The organism is Marivita sp. (genome assembly GCF_022763305.1).
GTDB lineage: Bacteria > Pseudomonadota > Alphaproteobacteria > Rhodobacterales > Rhodobacteraceae > Marivita.
This window is the reverse complement of record NZ_JALEGT010000121.1, coordinates 1-18,556: the sequence shown is the minus strand read 5'-3', so window position 1 is coordinate 18,556 and position 18,556 is coordinate 1. Positions and strand designations below refer to the sequence as shown.

Sequence of the window (18,556 nt, the reverse complement as noted above, 5' to 3'; positions counted from 1 at the left end):
GGTGTCAGGCGGAAACGATCTTGAGCCCGCCTGTGTCCGGCGGTGTCTGGTTCTCGCGCAATCTGTGAGAAAACCTGATCAGAGTAGATCCATGGCAGATTGGGTCTATCCTGCAAAGCACCTCGCGACCGTCCCTGCCGCGCAATTCACTGTCCCAACTGACGCGATCGGTGGCGTTTGTGACAAAGTCCCGAAGGTCTGCCCAGATCGGGCTGGGGTGAAAGGCGGATTTCCATACTTGTGTGGCGTCCGCGATGGTGATCGCCGGGATACAGGCATCCGGGTCGACATCCCACTGGGTCGCATAGTTCGCATTGCAGACGGTCAGGATGCCTTGTGGGTCGAACACCGCCACAGCATCGTCGATGGTGTCGATCACGGATTGCAAGGTATCGAGTTCGGTCCGATAGCCTCGTGTCAGAGACACTTCTGCAGTGATGTCGTTGAACAGGAAAGCGATGGCGCCATCAGGGTAGGGTTGGCCGGTGACGTCAATGGTCTGACCGCTGCTCAGCGACCATGTCTCGCGAAACCGGTCATCATGAGCTGCGGCCACCAGCCTGGCCATGCGGTCGCGCCAATCGTCATAGCTCTTGGGTTCGGGCATGACACGGCAATCTCGGAGCTTATCGAAAAACTCGAACATTGCCGGGCGCGCGCTCAGAAAGTCGATGGGCACACGGCAGAGATCGACGAGCGCAGGGTTGAACACCATCAGGCGACGGTCCCGGTCGAAGATGGCAAGCCCTGTGGTCAGGTTGGCAAATGTCTTGGACAGGGTCTGAACGAAATTCTGTTGCGCAGCTTCAGCGCGCATCATCGCATCGATTCCGGTTGCGTAGTAAAAGCGTCCGGCCTCGGTTTCGTGCATCGAAACATCCAGCCACCGGTTCTGGTCGGTTCGCAATTCGTTGCGGTCGATGGGCACGCGTCTTGGATAGGGCGATCCGGCTTCCGCGACGATGCCGGAGATATGGTCCGCCAGATGCGACATTCCGCCAAAGGATTCGGCATAGGTGGCGAACGCATCATTGCCCCAGACAAACCCATCCAGATCGGTCATGTACCAGATCAGGTCGGGTGCGCGCATCAAGGCGGTGTTCATGCGCTTGGCATGGGCTTCGGCATGTTTGGCAAGGAACCAATCGACATCGGAGCCGTCTTCGGGGTCGATGGTCACGCGGAATTGCGACCCTGTGCGTGTGACACTCAGGGTGACTCCTGTTTCTGGGCACAAGCGCCGCATCCGGCCGAGATGGTCGGGCAGATCGGGGAAGACTGGCCTGAGAGCTGCACGGATTTCGGCCCATGTGATCTGCGTCTGTGGCCCTGGCAGCAGTGACCAGATCCAGTCATCCGCATCAATCAGCCGGTTGTCGTGAAAAACCATCGACATCGAGCGGGAGGCGACTGCCGTTCCTTCATCCGTCCGTGATTGATGAAGAATGAGAATGGCGATGATTGCCGTTGCGGCACAGACGAGGCCTATGGTCGTTGCTGCAAGATACAAGGACTCCATCACACACCCCGGTCTGCCGTCCGGGTCATTCAACGATGAGTTGGTTAATCAAGCGTTAATGAGATGAGACAAGGTCAGACCTCGAACGACGGATTTTCCCCGATGCCTTCACCCTTTGGCAGGATGGGAGGCACGATGGCATCCCGTGGCCAGACGACCTCGACAATCGCGCCGCGTCGGCGGGAAGAGCCGTTGGCGCGATCTGCGCCGTTGGCAAAGCTGAGTTCGGCCCCCGAGCGCTGCAACAGTGTCTTTGCAATGAACAGACCAAGGCCCATGCCTTCGTATTCCGGTCGGGTTGTGCGGTCGCGTTCCGTGCGACGGTTGCGGACGAAGGGATCGCCGATCCGTCCAAGCATATTGGTCGGGTAGCCCGGACCATCATCCATGATCCGCACGGACACGGTTTTCGCTGTCCAGCGGGCTTCGACCCAAACCGTGGCACGCGCGAAGTCGACGGCATTCTGGATCAGATTGCGCAAACCATGGATGATTTCCGGACGTCGAAGGGCAAGTGGTGGATCAAACGGGTCTTCGTCCTCTCCCAGTGAGTCGATCAGTACATCCTTGCCCCTGTTCAGGTGTGGCTCCGCCGCTTCTCGGATGACCTCGACCAAGGGGGCCGAGCGGATCTGGAGGTCTTCCTTGCCCGCGCGGCCCATCGACTGAAGAATGTCGCGGCAGCGGTCGGCCTGATCGCGGATCAGGCGCGCATCCTCTTGCAGGTCCGGTTGGTCCGACAGTTCTTCGATCAACTCGGCGCTTGTCAGCTTGATGGTCGCCAGAGGTGTCCCCAACTCATGCGCTGCGGCTGCAACCACTCCACCGAGATTGTTGAGCATCTGGGTTCGGCTGAGGGCCATCTGCGTTGCGACAACGGCATCACCCATCGAGTTCATTTCCTCGGTGATCTGGCGCGCATAGAGCGACAGGAAGATCACCGCGATGGTGATGGCCGTCCATTGCCCGAAGACGAACACGTCCGCGATGCGCATGATGAACCCCTGTTCGGTGCGAAGCGGCAGGTGAAAGAACACCATCAACGTAACGAGTGTCAGGGCTGTTGCACCAATGATGATGGTCGACCGAAGTGTCATGATGGTCGCAGACACGATCACCGGACCGAGGATCAGAATGGTGAAGGGATTGTGCAAACCGCCCGTGAGATAAATCAGAAAACACAGTTGCAAGAGATCGAAGAGGACCATGAGAAAATTCTCGGCCTCGTTCAGACGCTTGTTCTCGGGAAAAACGAAGATCGCGATCAGGTTTCCGACGATGGACACGCCGACGGCGAGATAGCACAAACCCAGTTCAAGCTGCAGGTTGTAGAATTTCTGCGCAAGCGTGATGGCCGCAAGTTGACCCACGATGGCGCACCAGCGCAGCCAGATCATCGTCCGCAGTCGGATGAAACTGCCGCGCTGGCGTTCCTGGAAAATCCCGAATTCGGATTGTGTCATCTGCGCCCTTTCGCCACTTGTGCCGGATGTCAAAATCCTTACCTCGACAGTGGCAGAGCATAAGCAAGGCAATTCTGATGAGAAGTGCTTTGTTCGCGCGACGGCGAAGGAGATAACATGGTACGTTTGGCAGCGATTTCGGCTGGTGTGGCGATTGTCGCCCTGATGGGGGGAATTTGGTACGCAAGCCAGCCGGACGGCGATGGCGACAAGTATGCCTCTTGCCGGAATACGCAGGTTGCAGGCGGGGCCGACACCATTGGTGGTCCATTCACATTGGTAAATTCCGCGGGTGAGACCGTCACGGATCAAGATGTGATCACAAAGCCATCACTGATCTATTTCGGCTACACGTTCTGCCCGGATGTGTGCCCACTCGACACGGTCCGCAATGCCGAGGCGGTCGACCTGCTCAAGAGCCAGGGGCACGAGGTGACCCCGGTGTTCATTTCCATCGACCCGAAACGCGATACGCCTGAAGCGGTGGGTGCATTCGCTGCCAATCTGCACGAAGACATGATCGGTCTGACGGGATCGGAAGAGCAGGTGAAGGCAGCGAGCCAAGCGTATCGGACCTATTTCCGCGCGCAACCGGGTGATGACGATTACTACCTCGTCGATCACTCCACCTTTACATATCTCGTCATGCCCGAGGACGGTTTCGTCGAGTTTTTCCGTCGTGAATTGAGCCCCGAACAGGTTGCCGAGCGCACGTCCTGCTTTCTTGACGCCGCCAGTTAACGGGTCATTTGTGCGTTGATGTTGAAAATTTCGCCGGTAATACTGGCGGATAACGCAAACGCGACGGGAGGGAACCACGGTGAGCGAGCGGACCATCGACGATCTGGGCGACGACAAGAGCCTCCTTCTTGTTGACGACGACGAGCCGTTTCTGCGCAGGCTGGCCAAGGCGATGGAAAAGCGTGGTTTCGAGGTCGAGACTGCACAATCGGTGACAGCCGGGTCCGCAATTGCCACCGCCCGGCCGCCTGCCTATGCCGTTGTCGACCTTCGTCTGGAAGATGGGAACGGTCTCGACGTGGTCGAGGTCATCCGTGAAAAACGTCCGGACAGTCGGGTGGTGGTTCTGACGGGATACGGTGCGATTGCCACCGCCGTTGCGGCCGTCAAGATCGGCGCGACAGACTACCTTTCCAAACCGGCTGATGCGACCGACATCACGAATGCTCTGCTGGCCAAGGGCGACGATCTTCCGCCGCCGCCCGAGAACCCGATGAGCGCGGATCGCGTGCGATGGGAACACATCCAGCGTGTTTACGAGCTTTGTGATCGCAACGTGTCCGAGACAGCACGCCGGTTGAACATGCACCGCCGGACGCTGCAGCGGATCCTCGCAAAACGATCACCGCGCTGAACTTCGATCAGGTCAGATCGTATCGCTTGCTGATCTTGTCAACCACTGCGCCATCGGCGAGGCGCTGTTTCGTGTGGTGTGCGTAGTCTTCAAAGCCTCGGCTTTGGTAATAAGCCAGACCCCCGGAGTTGTCAGCGCGGATAGTTGCGTTGATCCAGGCATATCCAAGAGCTTTCGCGGCTTTTCGGGATGCGTCGAACAGCTTTGATCCCACCCCGAGACCCGTTTGTCCCAACCGCACGAAACTGGCGATGTCACAGGCTTCGACCGGCAGATCTGGATGCGGTTCGAGGAATTGGAACCCAAGGATGTTTCCTGTGTCATCCTCGGCCACATGCCATGCCGATCTTTGTGGATCGCGATCCATCCATTCCAGAATGGTGTCCCGCGAAACAGATGTCGTGTGCGCAGTGGTGCCACCTTTCCGGATGATCGCATTCAAAAGCTCGGCCATTTGCCGTGCATCCAGAACACCGGCGCGTCGAATTGTGATCACACCATCTCTCCGATCAGCGCGGTATGGCGGGCCGTGAACTCTTTGCGCACCTCGACAGGCGGTCGGAGCACGATGGACAGATCGGCAATCAGATCAAGATCAGGCGCGCCGAAGAACTTGTCTGCCTCAGCCCGTGTAAAGCCGGCGATCTGAGTGGCTTCCATCCAGGCGCTGATCCGATCCGCCTTCTTGATCTGCTTTTTGAGTTTGGCCGGTGTGACCGCAGGCAGACCGAAGCGGATGTGAATGGCAGCGGTCAAACGGTCGTCCAGTGCGCCATAGCCCGGTCCCACCGCAGCCTTTACCGGAGAGATCATGTCCCCGATCACGTATTCCGGTGCATCGTGCAGAAGCGCGGTTAACCGTTCGGCCGCAGTCGCCTTGGGGCAAAGACGCCCGAACAGCGTTTCAACCAACAAGGAATGCTCGGCCACCGAATAGGCATAGTCGCCAAAGGTCTGCCCGTTCCAACGCGCCACAAATGCCAGTCCGTGCGCAATGTCCTCGATCTCGATATCGACGGGTGTCGGATCGAGCAGGTCAAGCCTTCGGCCTGACAGCATCCGTTGCCATGCGCGGGGAGTTTTCGCCATGATATGCCTCGTTTTTGACTTGGGTAAGATGCCGCCCGCAGGTTGTAAACAGCTGTGCATTGCCGGAACGGCGACCCCGTGCTAACTGCCGCTTCCAATAAAGCATGACATGTGGAGAGCCGGGTATGGCCAAGGATTATATCGTCAAGGACATTGCGTTGGCCGGGTTTGGCCGCAAGGAATTGGATATCGCGGAAACCGAGATGCCGGGTCTGATGGCCCTGCGCGAGGAATACGGCGCAGAAAAGCCGCTGACGGGTGCACGGATCGTCGGCTCGCTGCACATGACAATCCAAACGGCCGTTCTGATCGAGACACTGGTTGCTCTGGGCGCAGATGTGCGCTGGGCGTCCTGCAACATCTTCTCGACCCAGGACCACGCAGCGGCAGCGATTGCCGAGGCCGGTGTGCCGGTCTTTGCGATCAAGGGCCAGACGCTGGAAGAGCATTGGGATTACCTCGACAAGTCGTTCATGTTCCCCGAAGGCGCGAACATGATCCTCGACGATGGCGGCGATGCGACGCTTTACGTGTTGCTTGGCGCGCGGGCGGAAGCCGGGGAAGAGATCATCCCGGTGCCGCAGTCTGAAGAGGAAGAGGTGATCAAGAAACAGATCGCCAAGCGCATGGCGCAGAGCCCGGGTTGGTTCACCAAGACCCGTGAGGCGATCAAGGGGGTGTCCGAGGAAACCACCACCGGTGTGAACCGGCTCTATCAACTCATGCGCGACGGCAGACTGCCCTTCCCGGCGATCAACGTGAACGACTCTGTCACCAAGTCCAAGTTCGACAACAAGTACGGCTGCAAGGAATCGCTGGTCGACGGTATCCGCCGCGCCACCGACACCATGATGGCAGGCAAGGTGGCCGTGGTCTGTGGCTATGGTGACGTGGGCAAAGGCTCTGCCGCGTCGCTCGCCGGTGCGGGGGCCCGGGTGAAAGTGACCGAGGCTGACCCGATCTGCGCGCTTCAGGCCGCGATGGACGGGTTTGAGGTTGTTCTGCTGGAAGACGTGGTGTCGACCGCCGACATCTTCATCACCACCACCGGCAACAAGGACGTGATCCGCATCGAGCACATGCGCGAAATGAAGGACATGGCCATCGTCGGCAACATCGGCCATTTCGACAACGAGATTCAGGTCGCAAGCTTGCGCAATCACAAGTGGACGAACATCAAGGAACAGGTGGACATGATCGAGATGCCCTCGGGCAACCGCATCATCCTGCTCTCCGAAGGCCGTCTGCTGAACCTCGGCAACGCTACGGGCCACCCCTCCTTCGTGATGTCCGCGTCCTTTACCAACCAGGTGCTCGCGCAGATCGAGCTGTGGAAGAACGGCGGCCAGTACGAGAACAAGGTCTACATCCTTCCCAAGCATCTGGACGAGAAAGTCGCCCGCCTGCATCTGGGCCGGATCGGTGTGAAACTGACCCAGCTTTCTCCGGAGCAGGCAGCGTATATCGGCGTGTCGCCCGAGGGTCCGTTCAAGCCGGAGCACTATCGCTACTGAGCCAATCGGCAATAATTGGCGCATGCATCGGAAAGGCCCGGGGTTCTCTCCCGGGCCTTTTTCTTTTTGCTTGTCAGGTCTGTAGGGTGTCCTGTCGCTTTCGACAGGCGTCATGCGCTTTCTCGCGGTCAGGTGCGAGGAACGAAAGCCTTTTGAGGAATCACGACAACGTGTTCTCATCTCCGCATTCACAACCGCTTTTTCCTTTGAGGTCGAGATGGGCAATTACCGCGACCATCCTGCGATCAAGGAAATCCGAAACGCCAACTTCCCGCGGTTCAAACCAGAGCTGTGGTGTTCGGAATTCGTTGAAATCTGTCACGCCCTTCCGGTCCGATTGCCGGGAGGAGGCAAGAAGAAGGTCGCGATCACGCGATACAAGTCAGGGACCGGAGGTGGTGCCTACAAGCGCGCAGGCTTGCTCAGAGGTCAATTGCAGAAGAACCCCGAGGTTCAGAAGGACAAGCACGCCATCAACTGGCTGGATGTTTCCAAGCAACGGGTGAGAATGGCCTTCTGCGGGCATGCCACACTCGAAGAATTGTCGCTTCTCTTTGAACTTGCGTTGAAAGCCGGGCTGGTTTCGGTCGATCGACTTCAGAATTGGATCGATCAGGACCAGGAATTCGGATTGGACTGCAACGGGTTTACGAATGCGTATTACACGGCCATCGGAAGCTTCCTTGAGAACCCGATCCACTATCATAACAAGTACAAGCAGATCGCGGGCGTTGCGCACGATTGGTATGATATTGATTACGACAGCGTTATTCTGTGGGCGCGCCCCAAGGCGTCGGAAGGCGATAAGAAAGATCTGTGGGAAGTCATTCCCAACGGTCAGAAAGGGCCTGACCACCACGCCCATATCGGAGTGATCGACCATGTCTTGAACGACGAAGTCGTCGTGTGCCAGCACGGTTCGAACGTCGGCCCAAGGATATCGACCTACAAGATCATCTCCGAGCCACCGAGCAAGAAAAAAGGCAAGGAGGTCTGGCACTTACGCGAGATCGGCAAATCAGCAGAGCAGACAGTTATTCTTACGAAAACCATGCCGACATATGCGGCCGGCGAATAAATTCGCCAGGCCAGCGTGTCGTCTTGATTGGATGTGCGTCTGGCACCCGTGATGACGAAATTCGCAATCCCCGAATGCGCAGGCGACCGCCTTACGGGCGGCCTTATGCCTCTGCAGGGATCCGCAGAACCTGACCCGGGTAAATCTTGTCCGGGTGGCTGAGCATCGGGCGGTTGGCTTCGAAGATCGCGTTGTACTTCGATCCGTTGCCAAGGGTCTTTTCGGCAATCGCCCAAAGCGTATCGCCTTTTTCGACCGTGTGGAACACGGGTTCGTCGTCCGTATCAGCCTCGACCGCCGCAACGCCCTCGACATTGCCGACCGCGAGGATCACTTTTTCCCGCTCTTCCTTGGACATGGTGCCGCCTGAGACAACCACCTTGTCACCCTCGACCTTGATCTCGGCACCTTTGGTGTCCAGACCCAGATCTGCCACTTCCTTTTCAAGAACGGCGGCCGTGGGCAGATCATCTCCGCCTACCAGTTTCCGACCGGCCGATTTCACGAAATTCCAAAGTCCCATATGCCCCTCCTATGGTTGCGTGTCGAAGCCAGCTTTGCGTGGCTTCCACGTCCACTCTAGGGGGAAAACAGGCCGGATAAACGCAAAACGTGATTTTCCGTTGCCCCCTTAAACCGTTTTTGCCACTTTCCCGGGTGTTGGGGGCCGGTCCTCCGGGGAACCAAGACTTCACAGGGAGACAGTGATGGGTAAGAGAGACGATTTGATCGCAAAGTATGCGGACGACCTGAAGAACAAATGTGGCATGACGCCGGACATGGATCTGCTGACGAAAGTGACCATCGGATGTGGACCGGCGATCTACAATGATGATGCGTCTACAGTTGCCGGTTCGCAGGAGTCCGAACTGGAAACGGTCAAGACCAATTTTCTTATCAAGAAGCTTGGTCTCAAGGACGGACCGGAACTGATGGATGCGATCCATTCCGTGATCGAGACGTACGGCAAATCCGAGCGGAACAAGTATCGCGCTGTCGTGTACTACATGCTGACCAAGCATTTCGGCAAGGAATCGGTGTACGGCTGAACCCGGCAGACAGTTCAAAAAGTAAGGGTGGTCCCAAGGGAGCACCCTTTATTGTTTTCGGATTTCGTAAAATACAACGGATTTCGCGTTTTGCGTTCAGTCCGTTGTGACATAACTTCCAAGCAGCGGTCAGGACGACCGAAACCATATCAGTTGACGCGCGTGGTGACTTGGGAGCGCGGGGACGGGGGGTTTCGGCGTCGGCCGGACCCTCCGTGTTTACATCAGGGTCAGGATTGCCCCGATGATCGTGCATCCGCAGACCGCATACCCACCGTCGATGAGAGTCAGCGAAAATGGTCGTCCGGCATAGGCATTGTTGATCATCGTCCACGGCGCGATGAAGAACAGCCCGATGCCCAGACCGGTCAGGGCACCCTTCCCAACGGACCCGATTCCGCTTGTCGCAAAGATGTGGCGCATCATACCGGCCACCAGGACCATGCAGATCGCCGACAGCAGGAAGGGAAGCGGGCTGGTGTTGGTTGGTTTGCCGGTCTCGTCACATTCGACACCTGCAGCGGCAAGCCACGGCTTGGACAGTGTCATGTACCAGATCGCTCCGAACACCCAAGATGCCGCTGCGGCGGCCAGTACCGAAAGAAACCCCATGTCACCCTCCAGGCAGTCAAGGAAAGACTACCCCGAAAACCGGGTCGGACGAAGGGAAATTGCGTGTCAGCCTTCCAAGCCGGCCATGTCGCAGATCAGGCGCCATTCCGTTTCGGTAACCGGCTGTACGGACAGACGGGAGTTGTTCACCAGCACCATCGCCGACAGCCGATCATCCGCCTTGATCTGCTCCAGAGTGACCGGTGTTCTGACCGGAGACAGCGCCTTGATGTCGACACAGTCCCAACGGGCATCATCGGTCTTGCTGTCGGGATGTGACTCGGCAATCACCTCGACCGTGCCGACAATCGCCTTTTCGGACTGGGAATGATAAAAGAAGCCCCTGTCACCGACGGCCATCTCGCGCATGAAATTGCGCGCCTGATAGTTGCGCACGCCGTTCCATTCTTCTCCGGCGTCACCTTTTGCAACCTGATCGTCCCAGGACCAGGTCGCCGGTTCCGATTTGAATAGCCAGTATCTCATCCGCCGATCACGCGCTTCCACGGGATCAGGTCAACACTTTCGAAAAGACCGGCTTTGGCGTAGGGGTCATTGTCGGCCCAGTCACTTGCGGCGGCCATGTCTGCGACGTTCAGGATAACCAGCGACCCGATCATCTGATCGGTTTCATCCAGAAGCGGGCCGGCTTGATCAACCACACCGGTTGCTTCGATATAGGCAAGGTGCGCCTCGCGGTTGGCCTTGCGGGTTTCCAAAGCTCCGGCTTTATCACGGGCGATCAGGGCGACGAGCATCTATTCTTCCTTCAATGGACGGGTCATGAGCCGTTCTATGGCATCCGTGATCGTGGTTGAACCCTCAACAAGACGGGTCACGGTGTCGGTGATCGGAAGGTCCAGCCCCCTCCGCTGTGCAATCTGCTGCATCGCGCGCGCGGTTGCCACGCCTTCCACGGTGATCGCGGGATCGAAGGGTGCGCCTTGACCCAGCGCGAGACCGAACCGGTAATTTCGCGACAGGTCCGACGTACAGGTCAGGGCGAGATCGCCCAATCCGGATAGTCCTGCAAGAGTGTCGGGACGTGCTCCGAAGATTGTGCCGATCCTTTGCATTTCTGCAAAGCCCCGCGTCATCGTTGCCGCACGCGCGCTGTCACCCAGTCCGGCACCAATCACCGCACCACAGGCGATGGCCATCACGTTCTTCAGCGCGCCTCCCAATTCGGCGCCCTGCGTGTCGGTGGTCCGATACAGCCGAAGGGTCGGTGTGGTCAGCGCGGTCTGCAGGATTTCCCCGATCTGCGCGTCCGTGCAGGCGAGGGTGAGTGCGGTGGGTCGACCGATGGCGATATCGGCGGCAAAGCTGGGGCCTGTCAGAATGGCCGAGGTCGCGGCGGGCAGGACGTCGGCAAGAACCCCGGTCGGACCCAGCCCCGAGCTAAGCTCGATGCCCTTGCAGCAGGCCACAAGGGGCGTATCCGTCGCCCCGATTTGCGCCACCGCAGACCGCATCGATTGCACTGGCACAGCGACCAGCAGTGCTGTGCCTCCGAGGATCGACCGCACGTCCTGTTCAATGGCAAGGCTATCGGGAAATGGAGCGCCGGGAAGATACGTCGTGTTCTGACGGTGTTCGACCATCTCGCGTGCCTGATCCGGGTTGCGACACCACATTCGGACGGATTGGCCGGTCTTGGCCAAGGCGATGGCCAAAGCTGTCCCGAATGCGCCGGCGCCAAGGATACCGATCACGCCTTCGCCCCTTTTTTGCCACTGCCCAGTGCCGCCGGCGCCGCCTGATCCAACGGCCATCTGGGTCGTGCCGTCAGGGTCAGATCGTCGGCACCTTCGGCGGCGAATTTCTCGGACCCGGCAAAGGCAATCATCGCGGCATTGTCGGTGCAAAGCGCAAGCGGTGGGGCAACAAACCGGTGTCCATGATCTGCTGCAAGCGCTTCAAGCGCCAGCCGAAGCGGCGTGTTCGCGGCCACCCCACCTGCGACGGCAAAGCCGGTGATCCCTTCGCTGGCCAAAAGGGCGCGGCGCGATTTCTCGACCAGAACATCGCGGATGGCCGCCTGAAATCCGGCGCAGAGATCGTTCACGTCCTGCGGATGCAAGCCCCCCTGATCGGCCACCAAATTGTCCCGCTGACGCAGCAGCGCAGTCTTGAGACCCGAAAAGGACAGGTCGCATCCGGGCCGATCCAGTAGAGGCCGGGGAAAGGCGAACCGTGCCTCGTCGCCCGCGTGTGCATGTCGTTCGACCGAAGGACCACCGGGTTGAGGCAAACCCAGCAGGCGCGCCGTCTTGTCAAAGGCTTCGCCCGGGGCATCGTCGATGGTGCTTCCCAGACGCAAGAACGATGTCGGTCCATCCACCCGAAGGAATTGGCAATGCCCACCTGACACGAGAAGAATGAGATAGGGATAGTCCATCCCATCCGTCAGGCGCGGCGTGAGGGCGTGCCCGGCCAGATGGTTGACTCCGATCAGGGGCTTACCCGTGGCCGCGCTCAGCCCCTTGGCCATCATCACGCCCGACAGCACGCCCCCGATAAGCCCCGGACCGGCGGTTACGGCGATGGCATCGATCTCGAACAGGGAAAGTTCGGCTTTCTGAAGCGCCTGTTCAACGCAGAGATCCAGCTTTTCAGCATGGGCACGGGCGGCGATCTCGGGAACGACACCGCCAAAGGCCGCATGCAAGGCCGTCTGGTCAGCGACAACTGAGGACAGGATCGTGCGACCGCGCAGAACGGCGGCGGCCGTGTCGTCGCAGCTGCTTTCGAGGCCAAGTACGGTGAGGTCGTGGTCCATCCGAGATTCCGTTGCACCCATGAAGCTCAGCAGTTACCACCCTTGGGTGTTGCTCACAACAAGACGGGATGCCATGGCTGCCGCACGCCCACTTCTGCTTCTCACGCGCCCCGAAGCGTCGTCGGAAGCGTTCTGGTCGGCGTTGCCACCAGAGGCGCGGGATGCGGTCGATGTGCTGATCAATCCGCTTCTGTCAATCCATGTCACGGGCCCCTTGCCCGATCTTGCGGGTGTGGCGGGTGTGATCTTTACCTCAGCCAATGCGGTCGAGGCCTATCGCTTTCTGGGCGGTCAGGCCCTTCGGGTTCCGGCCTTTGCCGTTGGACCGGCGACTGGCGAGGCGGCGCGTGCCATCGGGTTCGAGACCCATGTCGCCAAGGGAAATGCAGACGAGGTCATCGCTTGCGTTCTACGGCTTTGCCGCAGGGGCCCGCTGCTGCATCTTCGAGGCGAAGCCGCAATCGGTGATATCGCAAACCGGCTGAGCGCGGCCGGCGTGGAAACTTCGGATGCTGTGCTATATACCCAAAAGCTGGAACCTTTGTCGCCTGCCGCACGGGAAGCTTTGTCGCAAGACAGACCAGTCCTTGCGCCGGTATTCTCGCCCAGAACGGCCCGGCAACTTTCGCGCGAATCGATGGGGTTGGACCATATTCGATACGCCGCGATCAGCAGGGCGGTCGCTGATGCGTTGCCCGACGATGCGGCAGGGAGAACGGAAATTGCACAAACGCCAGACCGTGATGGAATGGTGGCGCTGGTAAAGGACATGATCACGGACGCCGTTCTCCTTGAGCGGCGGCCATGACGGTTGTAAGGTAAAGTTGACATAGCTGTCGCGCAGACTTGACAGATTCGAAGGAATACCCGGTGGCGAAACGCAAAAGCACGGACAAAACCTCAAAAGACGATACGGAACAACAGGCCGACGCAGATCACGCGACAGACCAGGCCAAGGCACCCGAGCCAGAGTCCAAGGATATGGATGTGGCAGCGGAAGCTGTTGAAGCGGTTGAGGTTTATGCCCCTGCCGATGGCGCTGAGACTGACGATGCTGCCTCCGAGGAGACCAAACCCAAGGACGACGAGGCGGTTACCGAGGATGTGGTCGAACAGCCCGAGCCCAACAAGGAAGACAACGGCCAAACCGAGTCAGATCAGTCATCATCAGGCGAATCTCCGACAGCGGAGTCCGATGCCGATACCGGCACCACGGATCGTCCGGACGAGCATCTGAGCGACGAAGAGGCTGAAAAACTGATCGCCGAGGCCGAACATGCGGACGATCATCCCACCGAGACCACGTATACCGAACTCTCCTCAGAGCCCGAAACACTGCCGGTCGCACCTCAGGTGATCAAGGAAACGACGGTCGAGCGGAAAGGGGGCTTTGTGCCCATGCTGCTGGGTGGTGCCGCTGCGGCCATTCTTGGCTATGGGGCCGCCGCCTATACCTCGCAGGCGGTCTGGCCGTTCGATGCTGCCACGGACACGGAATTCGAGGACGAGATTCGTGATGCGCTGACATCGCAGGACGGCACACTGTCCGATCTGGGCACGCGGATCGCCACGCTTGAAGGCGCCGAAGCGCCCAGTGTCGATCTTGGCCCGATCGAGGCACAGATTGCGTCGGTACAAGACAGCACCCGTGCCATATCGGCGCGCCTCGACGAAATCGTCGCCCGTATCGACACTCTGGAGCGACAGCCGTTGGAATCGGCCGTGTCTCAGGAGGCCATCGACGCCTATGAACGGGCGCTCGCCGATTTGCGGGCAGAGATCGAAACACAGCGTGCCGAAGTCGCTCAAATGGCACAAGAAGCCGTTGCCGCCGAGGAAAACGCCGAAGCCAAGGCCCAACTGGCGGCATCCCGCGCTGCGATGGCGGAAGTCTCTACCGCGCTTGATACTGGTGCTGCCTATAGCGGAGCCGTGACCGTTCTTGCCTCGAACGGTGTCGAGGTGCCCGACATCCTTGCCGCCAATGCGGACAACGGTGTGCCGACACAGGCAGGTCTTGTTGAAACCTTCCCCGACGCGGCCCGCGCGGCCCTTGCCGCTGCCCGCACCGCCGATACGGAAGGCGCCGAAGGAATGAGCCGCGTCACCACATTCTTCGCCAATCAGCTTGGGGCGCGGTCAGTCGCTCCGAAAGAAGGCGATGACGCCGATTCCGTGCTGTCGCGCGCCGAAGCCGCAGTTCGGTCAGGGGATCTGAGCGCGGCCTTGTCCGAGTTGTCCGCATTGCCCGAGGTGGCCGGATCGGTCCTGTCCGATTGGCAGGCACGGGCACAAACGCGACTAGACGCAAAAACGGCAGCGGACGCACTCGTCCAGCAGCTGCTTCAGGAATAAGGGGGGCGTCCGATGCTTTGGTCTCTTTTCAAGATCGTTCTTTTTGTCGTCATCGTCGCCGCTTTGACGCTCGGTGCCGGTTATCTCATGGAAAGCAACGGCGGCATTCAGATCACTGCCGGTGGTACCGAATTCACGCTTGGCCCGCTTCAGTCGGTGATTGCTGCGTTGGTCGCAATCCTTGCGGTGTGGCTGTTCCTCAAGCTCTTTGCGCTGCTGATCGCGACGCTGAAATTCATCAATGGCGATGAAACCGCCATTTCGCGGTATTTCGACCGCAATCGCGAACGCAAAGGGTTCCAGGCGCTGAGCGAAGGATTGATGGCCCTTGCTTCGGGTGAAGGTCGGCTTGCAATGGCCAAGGCCAACAAGGCCGAAAAATACCTGCATAAACCGGAACTGACTGATCTGATCACCGCTCAGGCGGCCGAGATGACCGGCGACCGCAAAAAGGCCGAAGAGGTCTACAAACGTCTGGTGCAAAACGAACGCACCCGGTTTGTGGGTGTGCGCGGGTTGATGCGTCAAAAGCTCGACGCCGGAGACACGGATACCGCGCTCAAGCTGGCAGAGCGGGCCTTTGCCCTCAAGCCCAAGCACGAAGAGGTACAGGATACGCTTCTGCGTCTTCAGGCGCGCAATGCGGACTGGGCCGGTGCCCGCCAGACTCTGAACGCCAAGCTCAAGCACGGCGCTTTGCCGCGCGACGTTCACAAACGGCGCGACGCGGTTCTGGCCCTGTCCGAAGCGAAGGGCGTGCTGGACGAAGGCAAGACCATCGAAGCGCAGGAAGCCGCCATTGCTGCGAACAAATCCTCGCCTGACCTTATTCCCGCGGCAGCCATGGCCGCCCGCAGCCATATCGCGCAGGGGCGTGCGAAATATGCCGTGCGCATTCTCAAAAAGGCCTGGCAGGCGCAGCCACATCCCGATCTTGCAGCCGCCTTTGCCGAGATCGAGCCGAACGAAACCCCGCAGGCCCGCCTCCAACGCTTCAAGCAACTCACCGCGATCCGGCCAGAGCACCGCGAGACCAAGCTGCTGCTGGCGGAATTGAACCTCGCCGCCGAGGACTTTCCGGAAGCGCGACGTGCGCTGGGCGATCTTGCGGAAACCGAGCCGGATACACGTGTCCTTGCCATCGCTGCCGCTATCGAACGGGGCGAGGGAGCCTCGGATGCGGTTGTGCGCGGATGGCTGGCCCGTGCGCTGACCGCGCCGCGCGGCCCGCAATGGGTCTGCGACAACTGCAAGACCATCCACAGCGAATGGACGCCGGTCTGTAACACCTGCGAAAGCTTCGACACCCTGAGCTGGACCACCCCGCCGCAAAGCGAAACCGTTCTGCCCGCCGGTGCCGAGATGCTGCCCCTGATCGTGGGGTCCATCGAGGACAAATCACCCCCCGTTGACGAGGGCGAGGTTCTTGATCCCGAGCCCGCGCCAACTGAAGACGCGACAGCTGGCACGGAAGAAACGTCCCCTGTTTCAGGAGCCGATACGTCCCAGCCAACACCCGAACCTGAAAAGGTCAAATAACCCTTTTCTTGGCGTTCAACCGGTGCTAACAGCCCGGCCATTCCTGCAGTGAACTGATCACACAGCTGGAATGGCCGCTGTAGCTCAGCTGGTAGAGCACGTCATTCGTAATGATGGGGTCGGGGGTTCGAGTCCCTTCAGCGGCACCAGTTCTTCAACAAAACTAGCTTCTTGACTTGGATGCTCCTGTCTGAGCGATGTCGAAGGCCTGCATTGCCGTTCAACGCAGTGTTTCTTGCGCGGTTTCAGCATTATCGCGATAGTTCTCGCGCGCTATGGTCTGCGCCAACGATCGAGTTGCGGTCTTTGCCTGCGATCACCATAGTACCGCGCTTGCAAGTGAGTCTGATGATAGTCGCGCGGAACATCAAAGCTTCGTTTATTCGCTCGAACAGAGTTGTCATGATGATCGTGTAGCGATTGGCTGGAAAGGTCATGCAGCTGCAGTGACCACCTGTCAGGTACTGCTCTCAGACCTGTCAGGCAGGCAAAGACAAGTTGGACGTGCCGCGTGCGGTGGTCGATTTTTCATACTTTCGTTGGTCGAACCGCCTGACCTTCCGATGATGCGCTCTCGATAGCGAATCCCCTACCGTCACAGATGATTTTTGCGCGGTAAGGGGCCTCCATGACTGATAATTCTCCAACGCATGGCGCTGCGTTGCGTCTTGAAGTCGATCACGCTTTGGACGCGGCTCTGCAACGCCTCTTCGATGAAGGAAGGTACCGCGTTTTCATAAACGTGGATCGTGAATGCGGGCATTTCCCACATGCTCAACGATCATTGGCGGACGGGACAACACATGATGTGACGGTCTGGTGCGGGAATGATTATCTGGGCATGGGGCAGCATCCGCGCGTGCTGGACGCCATGCAGGACGTTTTGATCAGCTCTGGCGCGGGTTCTGGCGGGACACGGAACATCTCTGGGACCACGCGGCATCATAAAGCTCTGGAGCGCGAAATTTCTGACCTTCATCAGAAAGAATCGGCGCTGCTTTTTACATCCGCCTATGTTGCCAACGATGCAACCTTGTCGACGTTGCGCCAATTGTTGCCGGGCCTCATTATCTATTCGGACAGTCTGAACCATGCGTCAATGATTGAAGGGATCCGTCGTGGCGGTGGTGAGAAACGCATTTTTCGCCACAACGATCTGAGCCATCTTCGCCAGTTGATTGTGGCCGACGATCCTGCTGCACCAAAATTGATCGCGTTTGAATCTGTGTATTCAATGGATGGTGATTTTGCTCCTATTGAAGCTGTCTGCGACATCGCAGAAGAGTTCGGCGCACTGACCTATATCGATGAAGTACACGCAGTGGGCATGTACGGCGCACGCGGTGCCGGTGTCGCTGAACGCGACAACCTGATGGATCGAATTGATATCATCAACGGCACGCTTGCCAAGGCCGTGGGTGTGTTCGGCGGCTATATCGCAACATCATCCCGGATCGCGGATGCCATTCGATCCCATGCTCCGGGATTTATATTCACAACATCCTTGCCGCCGGCTGTTGCTGCTGGCGCAGTAGAAAGCCTGCGGGTGCTGAAATCGCGTGAAGGTCAAGAATTGCGTCACGGCCTTGCCGCACGTGCGGCGGAGGTCAAGGCCCAGCTGCTGTCCCGCGGTTTGCCGCTTGTTGATCACGGGTCACACATCGTTCCTGTGATTGTGGGCGATCCGGTTCATTGCAAGCGCGTTTCGGACATCCTGCTCGATGAGTATGGGATTTATGTGCAGCCGATCAACTATCCGACGGTGCCCAAAGGGACGGAACGGCTGCGGCTGACACCTTCGCCCATTCACTCCTCGTCTGACGTTACGCAGCTTATTGATGCCTTGGATCAGTTGTGGAGCCATTGCGCCCTGAACCGAATAGCGAGCGCGGCATGACAGGTCTGCGCACATGCGCCCTGGCGATCGCATTGTCCTGCGGATTGTGTGTCGGTCAAGGAAGCGCGGAAACCATACAGGCTTGGGGTTTGCATCGGGTTGAAAGCCAGTCCCTGCATGATGTGGTTCATGCATATGGTCGGATTCTGCCTCCAGAGACCCGGGAGCTTAGTACTACAGTTGCGGATGTTACATTTCTCTGATTCAATCTCGCTGAGTGACTTGGGGGAGGGATCATGGCAGTATCGGATTGGGCAGGGTCACCACATGAGTGGAGGGAAGCG

19 protein-coding genes and 1 tRNA gene are annotated in these 18,556 nt (G+C 58.9%); 10 read left to right on the top strand and 10 right to left on the bottom strand.

The genetic code is table 11. The features are described 5' to 3' along the window. Positions 1 to 4 precede the first annotated feature (4 nt). Positions 5 to 1,390 (bottom strand): PAS-domain containing protein, encoded by a 1,386-nt coding sequence (locus MRY75_RS21135; RefSeq protein WP_292309961.1) that lies wholly within the window; start codon positions 1,388 to 1,390, stop codon positions 5 to 7. Positions 1,391 to 1,593: 203 nt separating this feature from the next. Next, complete coding sequence (regB, locus tag MRY75_RS21130) at positions 1,594 to 2,982, bottom strand: sensor histidine kinase RegB (RefSeq protein WP_292309960.1); 1,389 nt, start codon at positions 2,980 to 2,982, stop codon at positions 1,594 to 1,596. Between the two features lie 117 nt (positions 2,983 to 3,099). On the opposite strand from regB, the gene MRY75_RS21125 reads away from it, so the two are divergent. Together MRY75_RS21125 and MRY75_RS21120 are read left to right on the top strand one after the other, a co-directional pair. Then, complete coding sequence (locus tag MRY75_RS21125) at positions 3,100 to 3,723, top strand: SCO family protein (protein WP_292309959.1); 624 nt, start codon at positions 3,100 to 3,102, stop codon at positions 3,721 to 3,723. A gap of 79 nt (positions 3,724 to 3,802) precedes the next feature. After that, positions 3,803 to 4,357, top strand: coding sequence for an ActR/PrrA/RegA family redox response regulator transcription factor (locus MRY75_RS21120; protein WP_292309958.1), 555 nt, complete (start codon positions 3,803 to 3,805; stop codon positions 4,355 to 4,357). Between the two features lie 7 nt (positions 4,358 to 4,364). On the opposite strand, the gene MRY75_RS21115 is transcribed toward MRY75_RS21120, so the two are convergent. Both MRY75_RS21115 and MRY75_RS21110 read right to left on the bottom strand, forming a co-directional pair. Next, entirely contained in the window at positions 4,365 to 4,853 is a 489-nt protein-coding gene (locus tag MRY75_RS21115; RefSeq protein WP_292309957.1) for a GNAT family N-acetyltransferase, read from the bottom strand. Then, positions 4,850 to 5,446 (bottom strand): HD family hydrolase, encoded by a 597-nt coding sequence (locus tag MRY75_RS21110; protein WP_292309956.1) that lies wholly within the window; start codon positions 5,444 to 5,446, stop codon positions 4,850 to 4,852. The genes MRY75_RS21115 and MRY75_RS21110 overlap by 4 nt, the downstream gene beginning before the upstream one ends. 125 nt (positions 5,447 to 5,571) lie before the next feature. Between MRY75_RS21110 and ahcY the strand changes: the two genes are divergently transcribed. Together ahcY and MRY75_RS21100 are read left to right on the top strand one after the other, a co-directional pair. Next, positions 5,572 to 6,960 (top strand): adenosylhomocysteinase, encoded by a 1,389-nt coding sequence (gene ahcY / locus MRY75_RS21105; RefSeq protein ID WP_292309955.1) that lies wholly within the window; start codon positions 5,572 to 5,574, stop codon positions 6,958 to 6,960. A gap of 112 nt (positions 6,961 to 7,072) precedes the next feature. After that, entirely contained in the window at positions 7,073 to 8,038 is a 966-nt protein-coding gene (locus MRY75_RS21100; RefSeq protein WP_292309954.1) for a hypothetical protein, read from the top strand. A gap of 103 nt (positions 8,039 to 8,141) precedes the next feature. Here the strand turns inward: MRY75_RS21100 and lysM are convergent, their stop codons facing one another. Continuing rightward, the gene (gene lysM, locus MRY75_RS21095; RefSeq protein WP_292309953.1) at positions 8,142 to 8,561 is read right to left on the bottom strand and encodes a peptidoglycan-binding protein LysM; all 420 of its coding nucleotides are present in this window, start codon (positions 8,559 to 8,561) and stop codon (positions 8,142 to 8,144) included. 184 nt (positions 8,562 to 8,745) lie between these two features. Here lysM and MRY75_RS21090 point away from each other — a divergent pair, with 184 nt between their 5' ends. Continuing rightward, positions 8,746 to 9,087, top strand: coding sequence for a DUF2853 family protein (locus MRY75_RS21090; RefSeq protein WP_292309952.1), 342 nt, complete (start codon positions 8,746 to 8,748; stop codon positions 9,085 to 9,087). A gap of 219 nt (positions 9,088 to 9,306) precedes the next feature. Here the strand turns inward: MRY75_RS21090 and MRY75_RS21085 are convergent, their stop codons facing one another. From MRY75_RS21085 to tsaD, 5 genes are all read right to left on the bottom strand, one after another. Then, the gene (locus tag MRY75_RS21085; protein ID WP_292309951.1) at positions 9,307 to 9,699 is read right to left on the bottom strand and encodes a DUF1761 domain-containing protein; all 393 of its coding nucleotides are present in this window, start codon (positions 9,697 to 9,699) and stop codon (positions 9,307 to 9,309) included. A 66-nt stretch (positions 9,700 to 9,765) separates the two neighbouring features. Beyond that, positions 9,766 to 10,185 carry an EVE domain-containing protein gene (locus MRY75_RS21080; protein ID WP_292309950.1) on the bottom strand — a complete coding sequence of 140 codons (420 nt, stop codon included), beginning with the start codon at positions 10,183 to 10,185 and terminating at the stop codon, positions 9,766 to 9,768. Further along, entirely contained in the window at positions 10,182 to 10,457 is a 276-nt protein-coding gene (locus tag MRY75_RS21075; protein ID WP_292309949.1) for a YciI family protein, read from the bottom strand. Before MRY75_RS21075 ends, MRY75_RS21080 begins: the two co-directional genes overlap by 4 nt. Beyond that, positions 10,458 to 11,414, bottom strand: coding sequence for an NAD(P)H-dependent glycerol-3-phosphate dehydrogenase (locus tag MRY75_RS21070; RefSeq protein ID WP_292309948.1), 957 nt, complete (start codon positions 11,412 to 11,414; stop codon positions 10,458 to 10,460). Then, entirely contained in the window at positions 11,411 to 12,481 is a 1,071-nt protein-coding gene (gene tsaD, locus MRY75_RS21065; RefSeq protein ID WP_292309947.1) for a tRNA (adenosine(37)-N6)-threonylcarbamoyltransferase complex transferase subunit TsaD, read from the bottom strand. Before tsaD ends, MRY75_RS21070 begins: the two co-directional genes overlap by 4 nt. Positions 12,482 to 12,554: 73 nt before the next feature. Here tsaD and MRY75_RS21060 point away from each other — a divergent pair, with 73 nt between their 5' ends. From MRY75_RS21060 to hemA, 5 genes are all read left to right on the top strand, one after another. After that, positions 12,555 to 13,289, top strand: a complete 735-nt coding sequence (locus MRY75_RS21060; RefSeq protein ID WP_292309946.1) for a uroporphyrinogen-III synthase — start codon at positions 12,555 to 12,557, stop codon at positions 13,287 to 13,289. Between the two features lie 38 nt (positions 13,290 to 13,327). Further along, positions 13,328 to 14,836 (top strand): hypothetical protein, encoded by a 1,509-nt coding sequence (locus MRY75_RS21055; RefSeq protein ID WP_292309945.1) that lies wholly within the window; start codon positions 13,328 to 13,330, stop codon positions 14,834 to 14,836. Between the two features lie 12 nt (positions 14,837 to 14,848). Next, on the top strand, positions 14,849 to 16,375 hold the full coding sequence (locus MRY75_RS21050) for a heme biosynthesis HemY N-terminal domain-containing protein (RefSeq protein WP_292309944.1): 1,527 nt from the start codon (positions 14,849 to 14,851) through the stop codon (positions 16,373 to 16,375). Between the two features lie 73 nt (positions 16,376 to 16,448). Continuing rightward, positions 16,449 to 16,524 (top strand) — tRNA-Thr (locus tag MRY75_RS21045). A 479-nt stretch (positions 16,525 to 17,003) separates the two neighbouring features. Then, positions 17,004 to 18,272 carry a 5-aminolevulinate synthase gene (gene hemA, locus MRY75_RS21040; protein WP_292309943.1) on the top strand — a complete coding sequence of 423 codons (1,269 nt, stop codon included), beginning with the start codon at positions 17,004 to 17,006 and terminating at the stop codon, positions 18,270 to 18,272. The last annotated feature ends 284 nt before the right edge of the window (positions 18,273 to 18,556 follow it).